The organism is Salinimicrobium sp. WS361 (genome assembly GCF_050750585.1).
In the GTDB taxonomy this organism is placed as follows: Bacteria; Bacteroidota; Bacteroidia; order Flavobacteriales; family Flavobacteriaceae; genus Salinimicrobium.
The window spans coordinates 82,796-102,615 of the sequence record NZ_JBOJLM010000009.1 but is presented as its reverse complement, the minus strand read 5'-3'; the positions used below and the strand labels follow the sequence as shown (position 1 = coordinate 102,615).

Below are 19,820 nucleotides of genomic sequence, written 5' to 3'. Positions count from 1 at the left end.
AGTGCCGGATAAAGTCAGACCTGTCTATTATGTTAAAGTTATTCCTACAAATTACCTATTCAGCTGAGCCTTACTTATATCATATTCTTAATTAAATGCTAAGAGCTGTTGCAATTTGTTTAGGTATTTGTGGTATAAATATTAAAGTCTGCATTAAAGTCCTACTTCTTTTTTATATAGGAGTCAGATTTTTGGGGTATGGTAGATGTAATGAGTCAAATCAGGGTATAATGGAAAGCTGATTACTGATTGAGACAAAACAAAGATTGGGCATTCCCAGAATGCTAAAAGTGAGGTTTTTACATTAATCACTTTTTTCTTACGGGGGATTTAAACTATAAAATTATTCCGATTAAAAGTATCATAAAAAGAGCTTTTTACCGTAAAAAATTAAGTTAAATTGGTTAGTTTGTCTGTCAGCGAGGTTATTTTAATGTATTGATCGTCAGTTATTTACTACACAAGTTTAGGATTTATTTTAAAGTAGCTTATATATCTTTACTTCTGAAGATGATAGAGAATTTGATCTTAAAAATATCATTCAATTAAAAAGTAGGGGGATGGAAAAGAAAATATTACTACTCATTACAAAAAACCGGGATTTAGCTAATAATATTGAAAAAGAAGTAAGTCACAATTTTAACACTACCGAAGTTAGCAGTGTTCATTGCGGTTACTCCATGGCACTTAATTTATTGCCCGATGTTATTCTAATAGATTATTCTTCTCTTGGTCTTGAAAGCCTAAAGAATTTATCCAATTTTAAATCTACTCATTTCCTTAATAAAAGTTTACTTTTTCTCTTTGGTGATCTTGAGAACAAGAAGATTCTCGATAACAATTTTAAAGATGCCGTAGACGGAATCATTTACGATAGGGGATGCTACCGTTCTATTGTAGAGGAGATTGAAGAGTTGATAGCAACACAGGGTTGTCTTACGCAATACTGGAAGGATTCTTTTATGGGGCTGTTTAACTTATTGGAGTATCCGGTAATCCTTCTACAGGATGAAAAGATAATAGCAATGAACGATGCTTTTAAGAATGACTTCTTTATTACTGGAAGGCAACAAATCAAACTGACAGATCTGGTAGTTGGCAGGAACAAGCTTAAGGTGAGTGAAACCCTTAAAAAGTTTGTTAGGGGCAAGCACATGAAAGCTGTAACCAAAACTTCACTTATTATGAATGAAAAGATTAGGGAAGCGAGAATTACATTTTCGAAACTTGACAAGCAACTTTCAGGTCAAATGATTATGATGATCAATTTCACAGGGAATGATTTTCCTCTTAAGGAAGAAGTTGGCAGCAATTCTGTAGAAATTGAAAAGTATTTTTCCGACTACTGCAAGGAGGAAGAGCAGTATTTTACAAAGAGAGAAAAGGAGATCATTTCACTATTGTGTAAAGGATATAAAACCAGAGAGATCTCAGAAACCTTATGCATTTCAGCTAAGACAATTGAGAAACATAGAGCTAATATTATACGGCGTACTCATTCAGGTACCATCCTGGAGAGTATAGTATATGCTCTTAACCATAATATGATTAAAGTTTGAGGAAAAGGAGGGTTTTCCCCCATTGTTAGAGGTTAAGATAAATCCTACATTTAACAAACAATTTCCTTAGTTCCCCCCACCATTTTACTCCCCCCGTTTGATGTTTCGCCTGTGCGACTTGAAACCGTATTTATTGTTTAAATATTTATAACCATTCTAAACTTTATTAATCTAAAACCATTTAATTATGAAACACTTCAAATTATCCATGGCCTGTTTTGCGCTATTTGCATTGGTATTCACTTCGTGTAGTAAGGAGGAAGCTGATGTTATTGACGGCAAAGATACAGTGCAATTAACTTTTGGTGCCATGCTAGGGGCTTTTAACAGTCAGAATAAACAGGCAACGCCAGTAGAATGTAGAGAAAATGCTATACCTGCTTATGTAATGGTTGGAATATCTACAGATGAGGAGGGAACGGCCTACATTGATGGAGGAAATGCAGAAAACCTTATTGAAATTGGTCTAACCAATAATAATGGTTCTTGGGAAACAACTTATTCAGCAGATCTTGAACTTCCTGAAGATACTTATTATCTACAGCATTTTGCTGTCTATGATACGAATGATCAGGTACTGTGGGTTGCCCCCAGAGAAGGTGGGACTTTTGCCAGTGAAGTTAGTGATGCTTTGCCCCAGGCCATAGAATTAACTGGAGGTACTAAACCCTATATTGCTGTTGAAGTTCTATGCTTTATTCCCAGAGAAGAGGAAGCTTACGGTTATCCATTCTTTGATTTTGATGTTATTGAGGTAGAGAATAGCTATTGCATCTTTGTTAATTACTGTGATGATGCAACAGGCCGGGAGTATCCTGCACATTTCTCTGTAGAAGTATGGTCAGATGCATTTGACGGAACAGAGGTGATGTTAAGCAATAATATGAATACAGTAACTATGCAAGGAAATAATCCAGCTGCTTCTGTATTATGTCTTGCTTTACCCGATCTTGGAGATGATACTTATTATGCACGTGTAACAGTACTGAATCATAATCTTCTTCCATATGTTTCAGATCCAGATGCTGATTACTTTGAATTTACTTTCACTCAGGCTGATATTGAAGCCCAGGAACTTGCGGTACCTGCATATGAGCACGTAAGGTTCAATTGTGCACCGCCATATGGGGAGCCAACTTGTGAACCGGGAACAGTACTTGGAGATACCAACGGTGACTGTATCGTTGACTGTAGAGATACAGATTCCTGTGAGCCAGATGAATGCGTGGTGCCAGGAGATACAAATGGTGACTGTATTGTAGATTGTAGAGATACAAATACCTGTGATTCAAGTGGATGTGGAGATACTGCTTACATGTATGGAGACTATATTCTATCAGATCATTATAACAGCAACAACTGGGGATGGGGGCTTCTCATTGATGGTGTTGGTGTAGATGCAGATGAAGAATTTTATGATGAAGAAAATGAGCGTTGGATACTACCTTTCTGGGCAGGTGCAGGTCAAAATGATACCAGCAAGGCCTGGAGAGCAGGAGATGTCATTATTGAACTTGATGATGATGGAGAGCAAATTCATGTGACTATTGATTTGTATTACGGTGTTACTGTGGGAGATACTCACTTCTGGTTTAACGATGATAACGAGTGGCCAGAGAAGCGCTCTCCAGGGCAATTCGATCTCGATAAGGGTTCCGAACTTTTAAGCTATAGTTTCCCCGTAGATGGCGAAGGTCCATATACTTTAATCGTACATGCCGGGGAGGTGTGCCACCAAGACTTCTAGAAAGAATAAGATCCCTCCGGATCAACCGGTCCGGAGGAATTTCTTTATAAATTTTTATTAACCATTCTAATTTTTATTAATCAAACACAATTTATTATGAAAAATTTTAAAACTTCAATTGCCTGGTTGGCAATGTTGGCATTAGTTTTTACTTCCTGTAGTAAGGAAGAAGCAGGTGTTGTTTCAGATGATCCCGAAACGGTACAATTGACCTTTGGGGCCTTATTAAATTCCTTCAATCAACAAAACAGACAGGCTGATGTTGAATGTAGAGACGGGGTTGAGCCTGCATACGTAGTATTGGGAGGTACTACATCGGAGGCTGCCGAAATGGGCGACTATGAACTTTTCGAAGTAGGGATAGTGAACAACAACGGATCCTGGGAAACTACTTATTCTGAAGACTTAGCGCTTCCTGCCGGTACTTATTACCTGCAACATTTTGCAGTATATGACTCAAATGATCAGGTACTTTGGGTAGCACCACGTGAAGGAGGAGCCTTTGCTGATGAAGTAGGTGATGCGCTACCAATGCAGATTGACCTGGTAGCTGGAACAAAACCCTATATTGATGTAGATGTTCTATGTTACTACTCAAGAGAAGAAGCGGCTTACGGATATCCTTTCTTTGATTTTGATGTGATAGAAGTAGAAAACAGTTATTGTGTTTTCGTAAACTATTGTGATGATGAAACTGGAAGAGAATACCCAGCTTACTTTAGCATTGACGTATTTACCGATGCTGCAATGACAGATGAAGTTACGCTTAGTGCAGACACTAACACAATTACCATGGAAGGTGCTTGGCCAGCTGCTTCTGTTCTATGTTTTGCATTGCCAGATCTGGGAGATGATACATATTACGCCAGAGTAACTGTTATGAATCATGATGATCTTGATTACACAGCAGATGCAACTGACTACTATGACTTTGAAATTACCCAGGGAAGTATAAATGCATTGGCAGAACAAGTTCCTGCATACCACCACATAAGACTTAATTGTGATGAAGATCCAAATGGTGGAGGTGAAGACGAAGTATGTGATATCGATGCAGCTTGCGAACTTGAAATTGACGGTGAGTTAGATTCATTCTGTTATTTCACTGTACTTGAAGATAGTGATGATAACTGGTTACGGATAGACGATGCTCAGGATCTGGAAGATTTGAACCTTTGGGTTGATTTTCCAATAGATGGTCTAATTGAAGTTGTTGATGTTTCTATAGTAATGGATAATGGAAATCTTTCAGTTAGTCTTGATACACCTTTTTCAGATCAAGATAGAATCACAGGTTACGCCATTGAAGTTAGACCTTCTGTTGAAGGGGGAGCTATGAACTCAACCTGTTGGGAATCTGAATGTGCTAATGTGGTAGGTGAAGATCAGTATGGGGAAGTGTCAGAGTCTTTTGATGGTTTCGATTACTCTTATCCTTTCTACATTAAAATAGATGCTATTTTCTGTTCTATACCAGTTGAGAACTAATATATATATATGAGATTAACCACCTGTTTAACAATAGGTGGTTAATTTTTTTACTCTTAAAGTGAAATCCTCTATATGAACAGGGGAGAATCACTCTAAAAGGTCTTTTCTGAGACCAATTTTATCCTATCCTGCTTCTAAAAAATACTACTATGAAAACTAAATTACATAAAATCACCCTTTTATTACTTCTTCTGGTTGTAGGTGCTTCCTGTACTACAGAAGATCCAAACCCAGTGAATGAAGATGAACAAAAGGTACAGTTAACTTTTAAGACTGTTCTTGCAGAAATGGATCAGCAACAAAAAGATCCGGTAGTCTGCAGCGATAATGATCCAGGCTACGTGATGATTGGAGTCACAGATGCCATGGGCAATTACATTGGCGAAGATGGGGGAAGTAGTGAAATGAATCTTATAAGGGTTGAACTAAAATATAATACCAGCCTTGATACATGGGAAACTTTATATTCTGAAGAATTGGCATTACCTCCTGGAGATTACGATCTGCAACATTTTATTGTTTATGATACTAATGACAATGTTCTATGGGTAGCACCAAGATTAGAAGGAACTTTTTCTGAATATGTAGACAATCCTCTGCCACAGGAGATTGAACTTATTTCTGGTACCAAGCCTTATATTGATATAGATGTTTTGTGTTTCTATGCTCGAAATGAGGAAGCTTACGGCTATCCATTCTTTGATTTTGATCTTGTTGAGGTAGAAAATAGCTACTGCATATTTATAAATTATTGTGACGATGCAACTGGAAGAGAGTATCCAGCTTATTTCTCTTTGGAAGTATGGACCGATTCCTACGATGGAACTCCTTACCCATTAAGCAATAATACAAATACCATTACTATGGAAGGGGAATGGCCATCTGCTTCGGTGCTGTGTGTTGCTCTTCCCGATCTTGGAGACCAAACTTTCTATGCTCGTGTAACAGTTTTAAATCATGATGACCTTGATTACACTGCAGATGCATCTGATACTTTTCAATTTGAAATTACCCAGGCCAGTATTGAGGCTCAGGAAATCTTCATACCTGCGTACCATCATGTAAGGATAAACTGTGACAATAATAATAATCCGGGAGATCCAACTTGTGATACAGACGTGCGTTGTAGATTAAATTTGAGAAATGAACTCTCTCCTAACTGTGAGTTTACTCTACTTGAAGACGCTAACCCTGAAGGTTGGGTTCAAATCAACAGTGATGAAGATTTGCAACTTTTAGCCGATTTAGGATTGGAAGATTTGACAGCATTGGGTACAGCCAATATTTCTTTGATAAATAATGAAGTACAAATAATACTTGATACACCCTTTGACGACAGCGACCTTATTGCTGCTTATGCAATTGAGGTGCGGCCGACAAGCGGTGGAGCGATGAGTACCACTTGCTGGGAAAATTATTGTGCTAATATAGAGGGAGAAGATGGTGCTATTGCCAACACTTTTAATGGCTTTACCTATAATTATCCATTTTACGTGAGAATAGAAACCATTAACTGTTTTAATGTGAACCTTTTGGATTAATATATATCTGAAAGTAACAAGGGGCTGTTTTAGGCGATTAACCGTTTATTCTGATTTAATTCAGAATTCAAGAACCAGGAGAAAGGTTTATCGGAACGGAAATTAGTCATTAAAACAGCCTTTTTGTGTTTACTCAACAAACTTATTATCTATATCCTAATTCAAAAGCTTATACGAGAATCATTTTTGAAAGCTACTCCCAAAAACCATTTAATTTTGCAATAAAGAGGGTCAAAAATGGCATTTTGACCCTCTTTTATCTTTAAGATCACTCTAGAAGCTAAGGAATTTGGTTTTTAGCATCGGCCAAAAATAGGAGTGGAGTATCTTGAATTATATCTTCTAACCAGTAATTCAAATTATATCTCGATAATAGCAACATTTAATTTGCTGCAATTCCCTACAAAACTTTTGTTTTCTTCGCAGTTTTCTTCATAATCCTTACAAAACATCTGTAGCCTTTTAGCATTTTATTCACTGAATTTCACTATTAGAAATAATAAAGTTGTTGATTCACAGTGTGTTAAAATTTATTAAACAGTTCTTAATGAAATTATAATTTATAATTTTGCCCATGTTAATTTTTTTTATATGTGCAACCTTTTAAAATCGAATGTCATACGAAACAGATAACCCAATTCAACCTCCGACCTCGACGTATTTTATTGTTAAAAAGTATTAAATTTTTCTTGGCACAGTTATTACAAGTATTGATTCAAGTGAAGAATATTAAGATTCTTTTTTGTTTTTAAATGCTTTTAATTAACTAAAAATGAACGTCATTAAAAAATCAGTTAAAACAATTGGTCCTGTAAATCCCAAATCTACAGCACCCAAAAATCACAATTACCTACTTATGAAAAATTTGAAATTCGCTGTATTACTACCAGCATTAGCCTCCCTAATTTCCTGTAGTAAAGATAGTCCTGAAGAATTGGAAAATATTGGAAGTACTGATCTCTCTGAAAATCAGGAGATCATGACGGAATTTGCTAACCCTAATCCCGGCGCTTCAACAAATGTTTATTATGCAGGGCAACAATTTGCCGTTGAACAGTTTAATGGTGATTATATCTATGAAGGAGATATTCTTTTGCCCCCGTCTTTAGTGAGCCACCAGGAAGTGAAGGTGGTTTTTGAAGAAGGTGAAGTTGTTCCAGAAACTAAAAGTGTGGGGCGAACATCAGGCCGATGGCCAAACAATACTGTTTACTATGCTATAGAGAGTTCACTCGATAACAAAAACCGTGTTTATGATGCTATAAAGCACTGGGAAGCCAATACTAATATTGACTTTGTTGAGAGAACTACCCAATCTAATTATATTAATTTTGTAACCGGTTCTGGTTGTTCATCTTACGTGGGTATGATAGGAGGTAGACAAAATATTACTTTGTCTACAGCTTGCTCAACCGGAAATACAATTCACGAGATTGGCCATGCCATAGGGCTTTGGCACGAACAGAGTCGTGTAGATAGGAATAACTATATTACAGTACATTACGACAATATTCAAAGTGGAAGAGAATACAATTTCCAGACTTACGCTGAACAAGGTATGGATGGAGATGAGTTCACCAGTGCTCTTGATTTTGGATCTATTATGATGTATGGTCCATATTCTTTTTCAAGTAATGGAAAACCTACTATTACAACCAAAAGTGGTAACACATATAATGTACAAAGATCTGCTTTGTCTTCAGGTGATAAGACAGGTATAAATAATATGTATCCTTATACATCTGGTAAAGAAGAAACTACCAGCGGTACTAAAGAAGAGACTTATGTTAATGGTGAATATTACACAGTTTACGGAGTCTATCTTCTTAGAAAAAATGACTCCTGGTTTTACTATTCCAGAATCTATGGATGGAAAGAAGTATTTTCAAGAGGAGGATACTGGTACTATAAAGCATAAACTCCAATATATAGAATTTAAAACCCGGCTATTCAGCCGGGTTTTTTTATGGAATTCGTTTCCAAAGAAGTTAATTAAGAGCGGCTTCAACCTATAGAGATGGTTGTAGATTTTTTCCACAGATTTCTTTAATAAGTGTAGAAAATTTCTACTTACCAGGGCTGCCTTTTTCTCTTCTCTTTAAAGAACCAAGATTAAGATTTAAAATTACAAGAAGTAGGGTTTACCCTTATTCTTTTGACTGTCATATATTTATATATTTACATTGTTAGTTACCACTCCCTCAGGCAACTATATTTCCTCCACATTCCTCCATAGTTGAATTGTTAATTGAACACTAACCTTCAGTTGATATGGATTGTAGTATATACATCAGAATTAAAAATAATTTTTTCTTCTCAATAGATCGGGTACGTCCCTACCTTTCTTTTCGTACCGGAGTCCCTCCCTGAAGGCATAACCAGTTGAAATACATTTATTTATTAACCAAAAACCAATATATTATTATGAAAAATTTTAAACTTTCGGTTGTCTGTGTGGCAATTTTCGCAATGCTTTTCACCTCCTGTTCTAAAGATGAAGCAGAGATGTCTTCTACAGATCCAGAAACAGTTCAATTAACATTCAGGTCCTTACTTAATTCGTTTAATCAACAGAATAAACAATCTGAAATGCAGTGTAGAGAAGTTGAACCTGCTTACGTGATGCTCGGCTGGTCAACTGCTGAAGATGCAGAAGAAGGTGATTATGATTTAGTTGAAGTAGGTCTCGTGAATAACGGAGGCTCATGGGAGACTACCTACTCTGAAGAGTTGGCTGTACCTGCAGGTACTTATTATTTACAGCATTTTGCGGTATATGATGCCGGTGACCAGGTGCTTTGGGTGGCCCCCAGGGAAGGTGGAGCTTTTGAACCTGAAGTGGGTGATGCTCTTCCAATGACCATTGAATTGGCAGCAGGAACAAAACCTTACATTGATGTAGATGTTCTCTGCTATTATGCCAGGGAAGAAGCAGCTTATGGATATCCCTTCTTTGATTTTGACGTTATTGAAGTTGAAAACAGCTACTGCGTATTCATTAACTATTGTGATGATGAAACAGGAAGAGAGTATCCTGCTTACTTCAATATTGATGTCTATTCTGATGAAGCAATGACTGAAGAAGTGATACTAAATAACGATACAAATTCAATTACTATGGCAGGGGAATGGCCTTCGGCTTCTGTGTTATGTTTTGCACTACCAGATCTTGGAGATGATACATATTATGCAAGGGTAACGGTTATGGATCATGAAGATCTTGATTATTCTGCAGATGCAACCGACTATTATGATTTTGAGATAACTCAGGAAAGTATCATTGCCTTAGAAGGACAAGAACCCGGTTACCATCACATAAGAATAGGATGTGATTCTACTCCTGTAATTAATGCCGATACCAATATCTATATTTATTTTGATTCTTCCGGATCTATGGATAACACTTTACTTCCGCTGCAAGAAATGAGAAATACGCTTCTTAGAGCTGCATTAATTGGATTATACAATAATGATGATGCACTTTACGATGAAAAAGTTCAGGTAATTGCTGATGCTAGTGAAAGAACAATGCATTTCCTCAACTTGAGAGGGGAATCTCCCAGCGGGAATTCAATTGCTTTGATTTTCCAGGATGAAGCTGTTTTCAGTTATACAGACTGGGTAGGTACCTGGGATGAAAACACAGCCCGAACAACTACTTATTCCTCAGACATTGAGACGTTAAGAACGAGATTAGCCATTTGGCCATCAAATTCGTATAATGGAATTATATTCCAGGTAGCAACACCAAATTCGCCTGATGCAGAGAATTTTGCAAAATTCGTTTCTTATGTAGAGAATGGAACCGGAAATTATGCAGGAGCCTATGGCCTTTCTGATAGATCTGAATTTGGGTATGTGTATGATGTAAACCCCGGAGATTCTCCAGCATATTATGAAGGTCTAATTGTTTCAGCACTTCAAAACCTTGGATATACTCTCTAGAACAAGTTGATTTATAAATATTTAAATTAAAGCCGCTTTAATAGCGGCTTTTCTCATTTACGGGAATGAAGTTCTAAATTTCTTAAAGTAGTTTGCTTTTTTTGATGGAGCTTGTGTGCTTAGACGCTGAAGAAAGCATCTATAATACTATTTTTCAGCCTCTATAGATTGGCTATTTTAGCTTGAGAAAATTTTTGAAGCTCAGGAAAAAATTCTTGAAAATCGTTAGAAAAATCATTGTAATGTTCCTTTAGATCATTTACTGCTTTATCCATTTGAACGATATTTTTTGTTCTAATGTTCATTTGGTAAAGGATTCTTGCTATCCCTTCAACACTTGCATAGCTTAAAAGCCAGTTTTCTGAAACCATGTAAGGAAGAAAGTTTTGAATTGGAGCCGGTAGTAAATCAAATCTCTGTTGCAGGAGCTTATAAAAATTAGACACAAAATTTTCCAGAGGAACCGAAGAATAATCTTCCCAGCGGGATGCGAGAAAGTGATCATAAAATATATCTACGATTACTCCGCTATAATGACTGTAATTCTTGTGTAGTTTTGCAGTACTTCTTTTTACGAGGGGATGAGAATCGGTATACGAATCAATTTCCCGGTGAAGGAGGATGCCCTTTTGAACTCCAGGCGGGTACCGAAGGTACTTTCTTCCTTTAATAGAATCGGCTATAAAGTTTCCCAGGATGAGATCTTCATTATCTCCCGAGAGATATATATGGGCAAGAAAATTCATTCGGGCTAAGGTAATTAATCTTGATGTTTAAATTATGTTAAGGTTTGGGAAGGCTTCAGAAGGAGAGTATCTTTGTACGGCATTTTATAACTTCCGCAGAAAAAGAGGTTAAGAAAATGACATTTTTGACAACTATTTGAAAATATATTTATGACTTTAATAAAATCGATATCGGGAATTCGTGGAACTATTGGGGGTAAACCTTCAGAAAATTTAACGCCTATTGATGCGGTGAAGTTTGCTGCTGCTTATGGGAGCTGGCTTAAACAAAGGCATCAGGGCAAAAATACTACTGTGGTAGTGGGACGTGACGCGAGAATTTCGGGCCCTATGATTCAGCAACTTGTAATGAATACCCTCACAGGGCTTGGTATTGATGTTATTGATCTTGATCTTTCTACCACTCCTACTGTAGAGATTGCAGTTCCTTTAGAAAAGGCAAATGGAGGAATTATACTTACTGCCAGCCATAATCCCAAACAGTGGAACGCCTTAAAACTGCTTAATGAGAAAGGAGAATTCTTAAGTGGAGACGACGGCGCTGAAATTCTTGAAATGGCTGAAAAAGCTGACTTCTCTTTTGCTGAAGTCGATGAGCTCGGCAAAATAACCAGGGTAGACCATTACATTGATACTCATATTGAAGAGGTGGTAATGCTTCCATTGGTTGATGCTAAAAAAATTGCTGAAGCAGGATTTACTGTTGCCGTTGATGCAGTGAATTCTACAGGAGGAATTGCCATTCCCAAGCTTTTGAAGAGGTTGGGAGTAGAGGTGGTTGAACTTTACTGTGAGCCCACAGGAGATTTTCCGCATAACCCCGAACCTTTAAAAGAACATCTTTCAGAAATATGTGATCTTGTAAAAAAGAGCAAGGCAGACCTGGGAATTGTAGTTGATCCCGATGTTGACAGGCTGGCATTTATTACAGAGGAAGGTGAAATGTTTGGTGAAGAGTATACCCTGGTGGCTTGCGCCGATTACGTTTTGAGTAAAACCCCGGGCAATACGGTTAGTAACCTTTCTTCATCCCGTGCCCTGCGCGATGTTACCCAGAAACATGGAGGGAATTATGAAGCCAGTGCAGTGGGTGAAGTAAATGTGGTGGAGTTAATGAAGCAGAATGATGCTGTTATTGGAGGTGAAGGTAACGGAGGAATTATTTACCCTGAATTGCACTACGGAAGGGACAGCCTTGTAGGTGTGGGTCTCTTTCTAACTTTCCTGGCCGAAAAGAAAATGAAGGTTTCAGAAATTCGTAAATCGTATCCTTCGTATTTTATGAGCAAAAATAAAATAGCGCTCACGCCTCAACTTGATGTAGATAACATTCTTAAGCTGGTGGCTCAAAAATACTCTGCTGAACAGGTAAGTACTGTAGATGGTGTGAAAATAGATTTCTCTGAACATTGGGTGCATTTGAGAAAATCAAATACAGAGCCCATTATAAGGATCTATACTGAAGCTAAAACACAGGGAAAAGCCGATGAAGTGGCTGAAGAAATGATTGCAGAGATAAAGAAAATTGCTAATCTTTAATGATCACAGCATCATTAGGTATTGAAGCATTCCTGTGTTTCCATCTTTTGTGGGTCCAAAGGTAGTACTGGGGTTTTTCTCTTATCTGTTCTTCAAGAAGCTCAATATACTTACGTGTTATAAAATAATCGGGCTCTTTAGTCGGTTCGTATGAAATAGTTTTAAAAGAGGCTACATAATGGCCTCTTTTTACTTTTTCCACGTGCAGGTAAACTACCGCCATGTCTAAAGTGTGTGATAGTTTTTCCAATCCCATGAAAACGGGCGACTTTATACCCATAAAACTGATCCATGCCCGGGTGCGGGAAAGTTTGGGAGATTGATCTGCAATTAAAGCATAGATGCCGCAAATACCATTGTGCTGATTATCAGTAATAGTTTTTGTGGCTTTACTTGAAGGAATGAGTTCCGTATTATAACGACCCCTTATATCTTTAACAAGTTGATCAAAATAGCGATTCTTTATTTTCTTATATATCCCGAAGCTCTCATGTTTTAGGTCGTAGAGTTCGAGGGCGTTCATCCATTCATAGCTGGCATAATGGCCGCAGGCGAGCAGTATGCTCTTATCCATAGCCCTTATTTTGTCAATTTCTTCAGGATTTGTAAAGCAAAATCGCTTTTTCAATTCTTCATTTGAAATAGAAAGGCTTTTGATCATCTCTAAAAACATATCTACCATGTGGTGGTAAAATTGTTTTCTGATCTTCTTTATTTCTTTGTCAGATTTTTCAGGAAATACCAGCCTCAGGTTTTCATTTACTGTCTTTCTTCTATATCTGGCTATGTAGTATACAATTAAGTAGACAAGATCAGAAAAGAGATAAAAAAGGCTGAAAGGTAAAATTGAAATTAGCCATAAAAATGGATAAACCAACCAGAAAACTAAACGCTGCATGCAAAAGTCATTTAGGCAAATATATGGTATATTTGGAACTAAATTTTTGCATTAATGGGAGATTTCGACTTGATTACAATTGTAGTCATAGCAGCAAATATTATTTTTTCTTTTAAAGGTTTTAATGATCATGCTTTTTTTGAAAAGTACAAGTTCAATTCGGCAGCAGTAAAAAGAGGTGAGAAGATAAGGGTGCTCACATCAGGGTTTTTGCATGTAGATACTGCACATCTTTTTCTAAATATGCTTACACTCTACTTCTTTGCCGATGTAGTCATTGGCTCCCTGGGTAGTTTCAGCTTCTTATTGATCTATGTTGCCAGTCTCTTGCTGGGTAACCTTTTATCTTACTATTTTCATAAAGATGAATATCAGTATAATGCGGTGGGAGCAAGCGGTGCTGTCTCGGGTATAATCTACGCCGCTATTTTATTATATCCCGATATGAGCCTGTACATGTTTTTTATTCCAATACCCATTCCTGCATATGTCTTCGGGATTGGCTATATGCTGTATTCAATCTACGGAATGAAAAACAGGATAGGGAATATAGGGCATGATGCCCATTTTGGTGGTGCTGTGGGAGGTTATATCCTCACTCTGGTTCTTGTTCCGCAATTGTTTGCCACAAGTTTGTTTATGGTGATTCTACTGGCTATTCCTATTGTTCTGTTATTTTTCCTACAAAAGACCGGTAAATTCTGACATTGGCACTGAATTTGAAAACATCTTGTAAAACCATAAAGATTATGAAAAAGTTTCTTCTTCTAATTGCCATTTTTGGCTACTCTGTAGGCTTTGCGCAAGATAAGCCATTTCCCTCTGTTTCCGTTTTAGGTACCGGAACTGTAAATGTAGTACCCGATAAAGTCCTTATTAACTCCAGGATTGAACATACCGGGAAAACTGCTGCCGAGGTGAAGCGTGAAAATGATAAAGTAGTCGATCAGGTTATTAAGTACTTAAAGTCTCAGGGGGTAGCCTCAAAATATATTCAGACGGAATATATGAGATTAAATAAAGAGGTTAATTACAATACAAAAGACACCATGTATTCGGCTAACCAGGCCATCTCTATTGAATTGGTAAACCTGAAGGATTATGAAAAAATTATGTCTGGTTTATTAGAATCGGGGCTTAACAGAATTGACGGGATCGAATTTATGACCTCTAAAAAGGATCAATTACAATCTGAAGCGCGAGAAAAGGCAGTTTTGAATGCGAAAATGAAAGCTGAAGAATATGCCTCTGCTTTAGGTCAGCGTGCCGGAAAAGCAGTTCATATCAACGAAGTACAAACAGATCATTACCAGCCGGTTTATCGTGTGATGGAAATGAAATCTGACAGTTCTGGACAGCAAACTATTGCTCCGGGTGAAATGGAAGTAACCGTAAAGGTTAATGTTGAATTTCAGCTCGATTAAACTGAAGATGATTAAAAGAAAAAGAGGCGGCCTTTTCAGACAGCCTCTTTTTCTTTTTTATGCACCTTGTTAATTAGAGGAAGAGCTGTTGTTAAGAACTTCTCCAACCTTTTGACCCAGGGCATCACCTCTTAGATCTTTGGCAATGATCTTCCCGTTTTCATCCAGTAAAAATGCAGCAGGGATGGCACGAATACCGTAATCAACTGCAACAGGATCCTGCCAGAACATCAGGTTAGAAACATGATTCCATGCTCCAAGATTATCATCTTCAATAGCCTGGATCCACTTGTCTTTTTGTCCGGGACGATCCAGAGAGACCTGGATAATATTAAATCCCTGGTCGTGATATTTTTTATAGACTTCTACAATATTGGGATTTTCAACTCTACAGGGTTTGCACCATGAGGCCCAGAAATCTACCAGGGTAACTTTTCCAAGAGCATCATTAAGTGCAAGTTCATTTCCTTCAGGGGTAGGGGCACTAAATTCTGGCGCCTTGCTTCCTACTGCGGTCTTGCTCATTTTGTCAAGCCTTGTCTTTACGATTTTTGCCAGAGGAAGTTCCTTTACTTCAGGGCTTAACTGCTCGTAAAATCCTTTTAATTCGGCTGAAGAATAGGCCGAAGTGTTTAGCATGTCCTGGAGGATCATTACCGATACAATAGAATTGGGATTTGACTCAACTAAACTTGCTTTTGTTTGCTTGTCTTCCTCAAATAATTGTTCCTGGAATGCCTGAAGGTTTTGTAGGGCAACAGAATCCTTGTTCATCATGGCTTCCTGCGCGGCTTTGCGTTGTTCTCCCATTTTCTTGCTTACTCCTTTTACACTTTCAAGATAAGTAGAAAGCACTTCGTTATCTGCTCCGCCCGATATTTCAGAAGAATAAATACTATCTGGATAGACTTTGAATTCAATAGGAGTATTGTCTGCTATGTAAACCACATTTCCACGAGTTCCTTCCACAGTAAGGAAGCTAATGGTGGGTTGCTCTTTTTCAGGTAAATCAAGTTCAAACTTCCCCTCCTTTATTTCTATAGTATCAATATGTACTACCTGGGTGTTGCTGTCATTCAATTCAGAAATGATGAGCTTTTGCCCGTCTGGGGCATTTTGGACTGTTCCGCTAATCTGGTATCCTTCATTTTCACTTTCGCAAGCAGCCATGAGAATCACTAGTCCGGCTAATAATATTTTACGCATAATTTGTTACATTTTGGACAAAAATAAGGAAGATAGGGGAGAGAAAGGATCGAAAGCGATAAATTAATGTTAATATGAAGAAGTCCTTCAGGGCAGGGGGGAAAATCCTTTAATTTTAAAACATGAAGCATCAAAAGGAATTTCCACTGGAAATAAAGATAAGTTTCCACAAGATCATACAGGAATATCGTCATCAGCTCCAAAATGAGTCGAGTAAGATATCTAAAGATTATCTCGAAAATATGCTGGAGTACATTTCCACTTTTCCTGCTTTGGAAGAAGGAATATTAAATTCTGAAGATCTCAACAGGTACAAAGATCCTATAAGGATTCTAATGAAAGATCTTTTTCCTGAAATTCTGTCTGATACACAGATCAAAGCCATTTCGGTTCCATTTCATAACCTGATTTTTAACTCTACGCAAAATTTCCGAAATATTTTGGCAGGTGCAGGTAAAGACTTCACCTTAAATATGAGGAATCTCAATCATGATCTTGACTATATCTATGCCTGTATTCTTATTCTAAACAAATATTATGGGTACGATATAGATTTTTCAAGGCCTTTTTATTACGATATACCCGATGAAAATGGCATTTTAAGGCACTATAGAATTGAGCTCGATTCTAATTTTATGGAGCTTGAACCTGGTAAAAACGCCAGGGAAATTACTAAGGAAGATGTTGATGAGTTAATTCAGAATATTGAAAACGTTGCCTTGTGGAAAGAAAAATTTCCACCCAACAGCTGGACTTTTAAAGGCTTTACAATTATCTCCCTTACCGATGTGACTGTAGATGATGCAATTTCTGACCTTAAGACTACGCTGTTGCATAGGAATACCTCCGGTAAGGAAGAGATGGAAAAGTTTGAAGAGATCTTTAAGTCTATCTACAAGATTCCGAATCTTCGGATAGGGTTTACCATGTACAACGAACAGGATTCTGTTTTTGAACGAATGATAGGGAATCGTTCTCCCAGTTTTTTGCTTCAGGAGAAAAAAATATTGAGCTGCAAAAAGGTGCTCGGGGAGGAAGCTTATACTAGCCTGGTGGACGAACATAGGTGCTTTAGCATTCCTAATGTTGAAAAATATTCAGGTAAAGCATCAGAAAACCTTCTTATAAGCTCTCTTGTTGATGCAGGTGTCAAAAGTGCCATTATAGCACCCATTGCCAAAAACAATGTTTTGCTGGGGCTGCTGGAATTGGTGTCTTTTGAAAAGAACGAACTCAACAGTATAAATGCGACAAAGCTGGAAGATATTTTGCCATATATCGTAACAGCGGTAGAACGAAGTAAATCTGAATTTGAAAACCGGGTGAAAGCCGTTATACAAAGTGAATGTACGTCAATTCACCCCAGTGTACTTTGGATCTTTGAAATGGAAGCTCGAAAATTCATAAGAGATCTTGATGAAGATGGACTTGCATCTTTTAAAGATATCACTTTTGAAGATGTTTACCCTTTATATGGAGAGATAGATATCGTGGCTTCTTCGGAAGCCAGGAATGAAGCTATTCAGAAAGACCTGCTCGATCAACTTGAATCTATCGAAAAGATTGTATGTGAAGCCGAAAAAACTGAAAAGCTGGATATCTACGAGCAGGTAAAATTCCGAATTAAAGAATTTAAAGATGATTTGGCCGGTAGCCTTAGTACTTCCAGTGAACAGAAGGTATTCAATTTATTACAAAGGGAGATCAATCCTGTAATGGATCATATAGAAAAGCAGACGCCAAATTTAGAAGAACAGGTGAAAATATACCGGAAAAATATCAACTCCGAAACCGGTATAATCTATAATCATCGTAAGAATTATGACGAGGCGGTGCAGCAAATAAACCGAACAATGTCCCGATATATTGACCGGCGGCAAATAGACGCGCAGGAGATTTACCCGCACTACTTTGAGAGATATAAAACTGATGGGGTTGAACATAATATTTACATAGGGGCATCTCTTTCTAATAAGAAAATTAAACCTTTTGACGAGGTTTATCTTTTTAATCTGCGGTTATGGCAGTTAACCACCATGTGTGAAATGGAAAACAGGTTCTACCAGATCCAGGAAAGAATGCCGCTAAAGCTGCAGGCTGCTTCTCTAATCCTTGTGTATAATACTACTCTTTCTATACGGTATAGGATGGATGAAAAGCAATTTGATGTTGATGGTACTTACAATGCGAGGTATGAAATTATTAAAAAAAGGATTGATAAGGCCAATGTTAAAGGAACCGAGGAAAGGGTGACGCAAAAAGGTAAAATAGCCATTGTTTATTCTAACCGAAAGGATGAAAGAGAGTACTTGCGCTACATTAAATATGTCCAGTCCAAGAAATACCTGGGAGACAAAGTAGAGAAACTGGAACTCGAAGATGTTCAGGGCGTCATAGGGCTCAAGGCACTAAGAGTGGAAGTGTTATACCACCTGGAAAGTGAACAACACGAAGAGCAGGTTTTTACATATGAAGATCTTGAAAAAGTTCTAGGCAAGGTAGTAAGTGGCGATAAAGCTGAGCACCGAAAGAATAATTCCTACCATGAAAATGGTATAAGTAATTCGCAATAAATAATACTTTCGGTTGAGTACCACTCCCAGCATATAAAGATCTTTCATGAGAGATTCGTAAACATCGCTTTGGTTTTCAAGTATTTCGTGCATCGCCCATTCAAACTGCTCGTAAGGCATACGATGAAAGTTCCCAAAGAACAGCACGTTTACCTCCCCGTTTTTAATTTGCTCCCGGGTAAATTCACCCGATGTCACATTGGGTCTGGTAGACATTATAGCTCCTATTATTGATGCTACACTAAAGATCATGAGAATAAAGATAGGGATCATGATTGCCGGGCTAGCAGTCGCGGGGCTGGCAAGATCTGGAATGAAGTTGGCAATGGCCAGGGAAATAATAATGGCATTGACCGAGAGCAGAATGTTTGCTTTAGCATCAGCTATATCGCTTAACTTTAGGTGGTTGCGCATGGTTACTCTAAAAAGGGTTTGAATCCCTCTGTCTGCGCTCTTATCTTTATATTTAACTTTAAGGCGGGCTTTGGCTTCTTCTTTGGCTAGTTTCTTTTTTGCTTTTCTTTCTTTATTGAGCAGGTCGTAAAGGTTCTTATCTTTTTGCTCTTTCCAGTTTTCTCTTGCGTAGGTAGTGTAAAATTCATGTCTCTCTGTAAAGAGCTCTATGTTTTTCTCAATCCATTCCTGGTGTGAGTAGTTTTTTATTTTTTGGAGTTTGAGCTCCTGTCGAAGAAATTCACTGGTCTCTTCGAAGTAATCTTTCGCTAAATGCGAAGTGTCGGCATCTTTAATGATCTTTTCAGCAAGGTCTTTAGGTTCGGCTTGCATTCTTGTTGCCATAATGAGCTTAGAGACAGTATCAATAAGTTCCTGGTCTGCATTCTGCTCTTGCAGCCAGCTTTTGGCTATTTCAACACTTTCTTCTTCATGCCCGGCATACTTCTCAGTGTAACCCGTGTCATGTAGCCATGCAGCGAGGAGTAGTGGCTCTTCCTGTTTAACATGAATTTGAGATTTTTCAATTAATTCTTTAGTACTTTTAACTACCCTCTGAGTGTGTTTAAAGTTATGATAAATGAATGTATTGGGTAGTTTTTTACTGAATAGATCCTGTACGAATTTTTCAGCTTTACCAGTAAGAGTTGTCATTCAGTTGTGGTTAGATTTTCACCAAATTACAAAAAAATCCCCCC

The 19,820-nt window shown here is 37.7% G+C and carries 14 protein-coding genes; 10 read left to right on the top strand and 4 right to left on the bottom strand.

The window, feature by feature from the left end; genetic code table 11:
* The first annotated feature begins 560 nt into the window (after nucleotides 1–560).
* From ACQ93I_RS10920 to ACQ93I_RS10895, 6 genes are all read left to right on the top strand, one after another.
* The gene (locus ACQ93I_RS10920) at nucleotides 561–1,559 is read left to right on the top strand and encodes a response regulator transcription factor (protein ID WP_431698560.1); all 999 of its coding nucleotides are present in this window, start codon (nucleotides 561–563) and stop codon (nucleotides 1,557–1,559) included.
* A gap of 187 nt (nucleotides 1,560–1,746) precedes the next feature.
* A complete protein-coding gene (locus tag ACQ93I_RS10915) occupies nucleotides 1,747–3,306 on the top strand; it encodes a hypothetical protein (RefSeq protein ID WP_431698559.1) in 1,560 nt (519 codons plus the stop codon).
* Between the two features lie 96 nt (nucleotides 3,307–3,402).
* Nucleotides 3,403–4,794: a hypothetical protein gene (locus ACQ93I_RS10910; RefSeq protein WP_431698558.1), complete on the top strand. Its 1,392-nt coding sequence runs from the start codon at nucleotides 3,403–3,405 to the stop codon at nucleotides 4,792–4,794.
* Between the two features lie 152 nt (nucleotides 4,795–4,946).
* On the top strand, nucleotides 4,947–6,338 hold the full coding sequence (locus tag ACQ93I_RS10905; RefSeq protein WP_431698557.1) for a hypothetical protein: 1,392 nt from the start codon (nucleotides 4,947–4,949) through the stop codon (nucleotides 6,336–6,338).
* Between the two features lie 856 nt (nucleotides 6,339–7,194).
* A complete protein-coding gene (locus ACQ93I_RS10900) occupies nucleotides 7,195–8,256 on the top strand; it encodes a M12 family metallopeptidase (protein WP_431698556.1) in 1,062 nt (353 codons plus the stop codon).
* A 506-nt stretch (nucleotides 8,257–8,762) separates the two neighbouring features.
* On the top strand, nucleotides 8,763–10,283 hold the full coding sequence (locus tag ACQ93I_RS10895) for a hypothetical protein (protein WP_431698555.1): 1,521 nt from the start codon (nucleotides 8,763–8,765) through the stop codon (nucleotides 10,281–10,283).
* 161 nt (nucleotides 10,284–10,444) lie between these two features.
* Here the strand turns inward: ACQ93I_RS10895 and ACQ93I_RS10890 are convergent, their stop codons facing one another.
* The gene (locus tag ACQ93I_RS10890; protein ID WP_431698554.1) at nucleotides 10,445–11,029 is read right to left on the bottom strand and encodes an ACP phosphodiesterase; all 585 of its coding nucleotides are present in this window, start codon (nucleotides 11,027–11,029) and stop codon (nucleotides 10,445–10,447) included.
* Between the two features lie 150 nt (nucleotides 11,030–11,179).
* Here ACQ93I_RS10890 and glmM point away from each other — a divergent pair, with 150 nt between their 5' ends.
* Nucleotides 11,180–12,568 (top strand): phosphoglucosamine mutase, encoded by a 1,389-nt coding sequence (gene glmM, locus ACQ93I_RS10885; protein WP_431698553.1) that lies wholly within the window; start codon nucleotides 11,180–11,182, stop codon nucleotides 12,566–12,568.
* On the opposite strand, the gene ACQ93I_RS10880 is transcribed toward glmM, so the two are convergent.
* Nucleotides 12,558–13,466, bottom strand: coding sequence for a lysophospholipid acyltransferase family protein (locus ACQ93I_RS10880; protein ID WP_431698552.1), 909 nt, complete (start codon nucleotides 13,464–13,466; stop codon nucleotides 12,558–12,560). The two genes, glmM and ACQ93I_RS10880, sit on opposite strands and share 11 nt — an antisense overlap.
* Before the next feature lie 54 nt (nucleotides 13,467–13,520).
* Between ACQ93I_RS10880 and ACQ93I_RS10875 the strand changes: the two genes are divergently transcribed.
* On the top strand, nucleotides 13,521–14,171 hold the full coding sequence (locus ACQ93I_RS10875) for a rhomboid family intramembrane serine protease (protein WP_345598365.1): 651 nt from the start codon (nucleotides 13,521–13,523) through the stop codon (nucleotides 14,169–14,171).
* Between the two features lie 44 nt (nucleotides 14,172–14,215).
* Complete coding sequence (locus ACQ93I_RS10870; RefSeq protein WP_431698551.1) at nucleotides 14,216–14,890, top strand: SIMPL domain-containing protein; 675 nt, start codon at nucleotides 14,216–14,218, stop codon at nucleotides 14,888–14,890.
* Nucleotides 14,891–14,959: 69 nt separating this feature from the next.
* Here ACQ93I_RS10870 and ACQ93I_RS10865 read toward each other — a convergent pair whose 3' ends face one another.
* Nucleotides 14,960–16,096: a redoxin domain-containing protein gene (locus tag ACQ93I_RS10865; protein WP_431698550.1), complete on the bottom strand. Its 1,137-nt coding sequence runs from the start codon at nucleotides 16,094–16,096 to the stop codon at nucleotides 14,960–14,962.
* A 122-nt stretch (nucleotides 16,097–16,218) separates the two neighbouring features.
* Between ACQ93I_RS10865 and ACQ93I_RS10860 the strand changes: the two genes are divergently transcribed.
* A complete protein-coding gene (locus ACQ93I_RS10860; protein ID WP_431698549.1) occupies nucleotides 16,219–18,669 on the top strand; it encodes a GAF domain-containing protein in 2,451 nt (816 codons plus the stop codon).
* On the opposite strand, the gene ACQ93I_RS10855 is transcribed toward ACQ93I_RS10860, so the two are convergent.
* Nucleotides 18,586–19,776 (bottom strand): Pycsar system effector family protein, encoded by a 1,191-nt coding sequence (locus tag ACQ93I_RS10855; protein WP_431698548.1) that lies wholly within the window; start codon nucleotides 19,774–19,776, stop codon nucleotides 18,586–18,588. The two genes, ACQ93I_RS10860 and ACQ93I_RS10855, sit on opposite strands and share 84 nt — an antisense overlap.
* Between the last annotated feature and the right edge of the window lie 44 nt (nucleotides 19,777–19,820).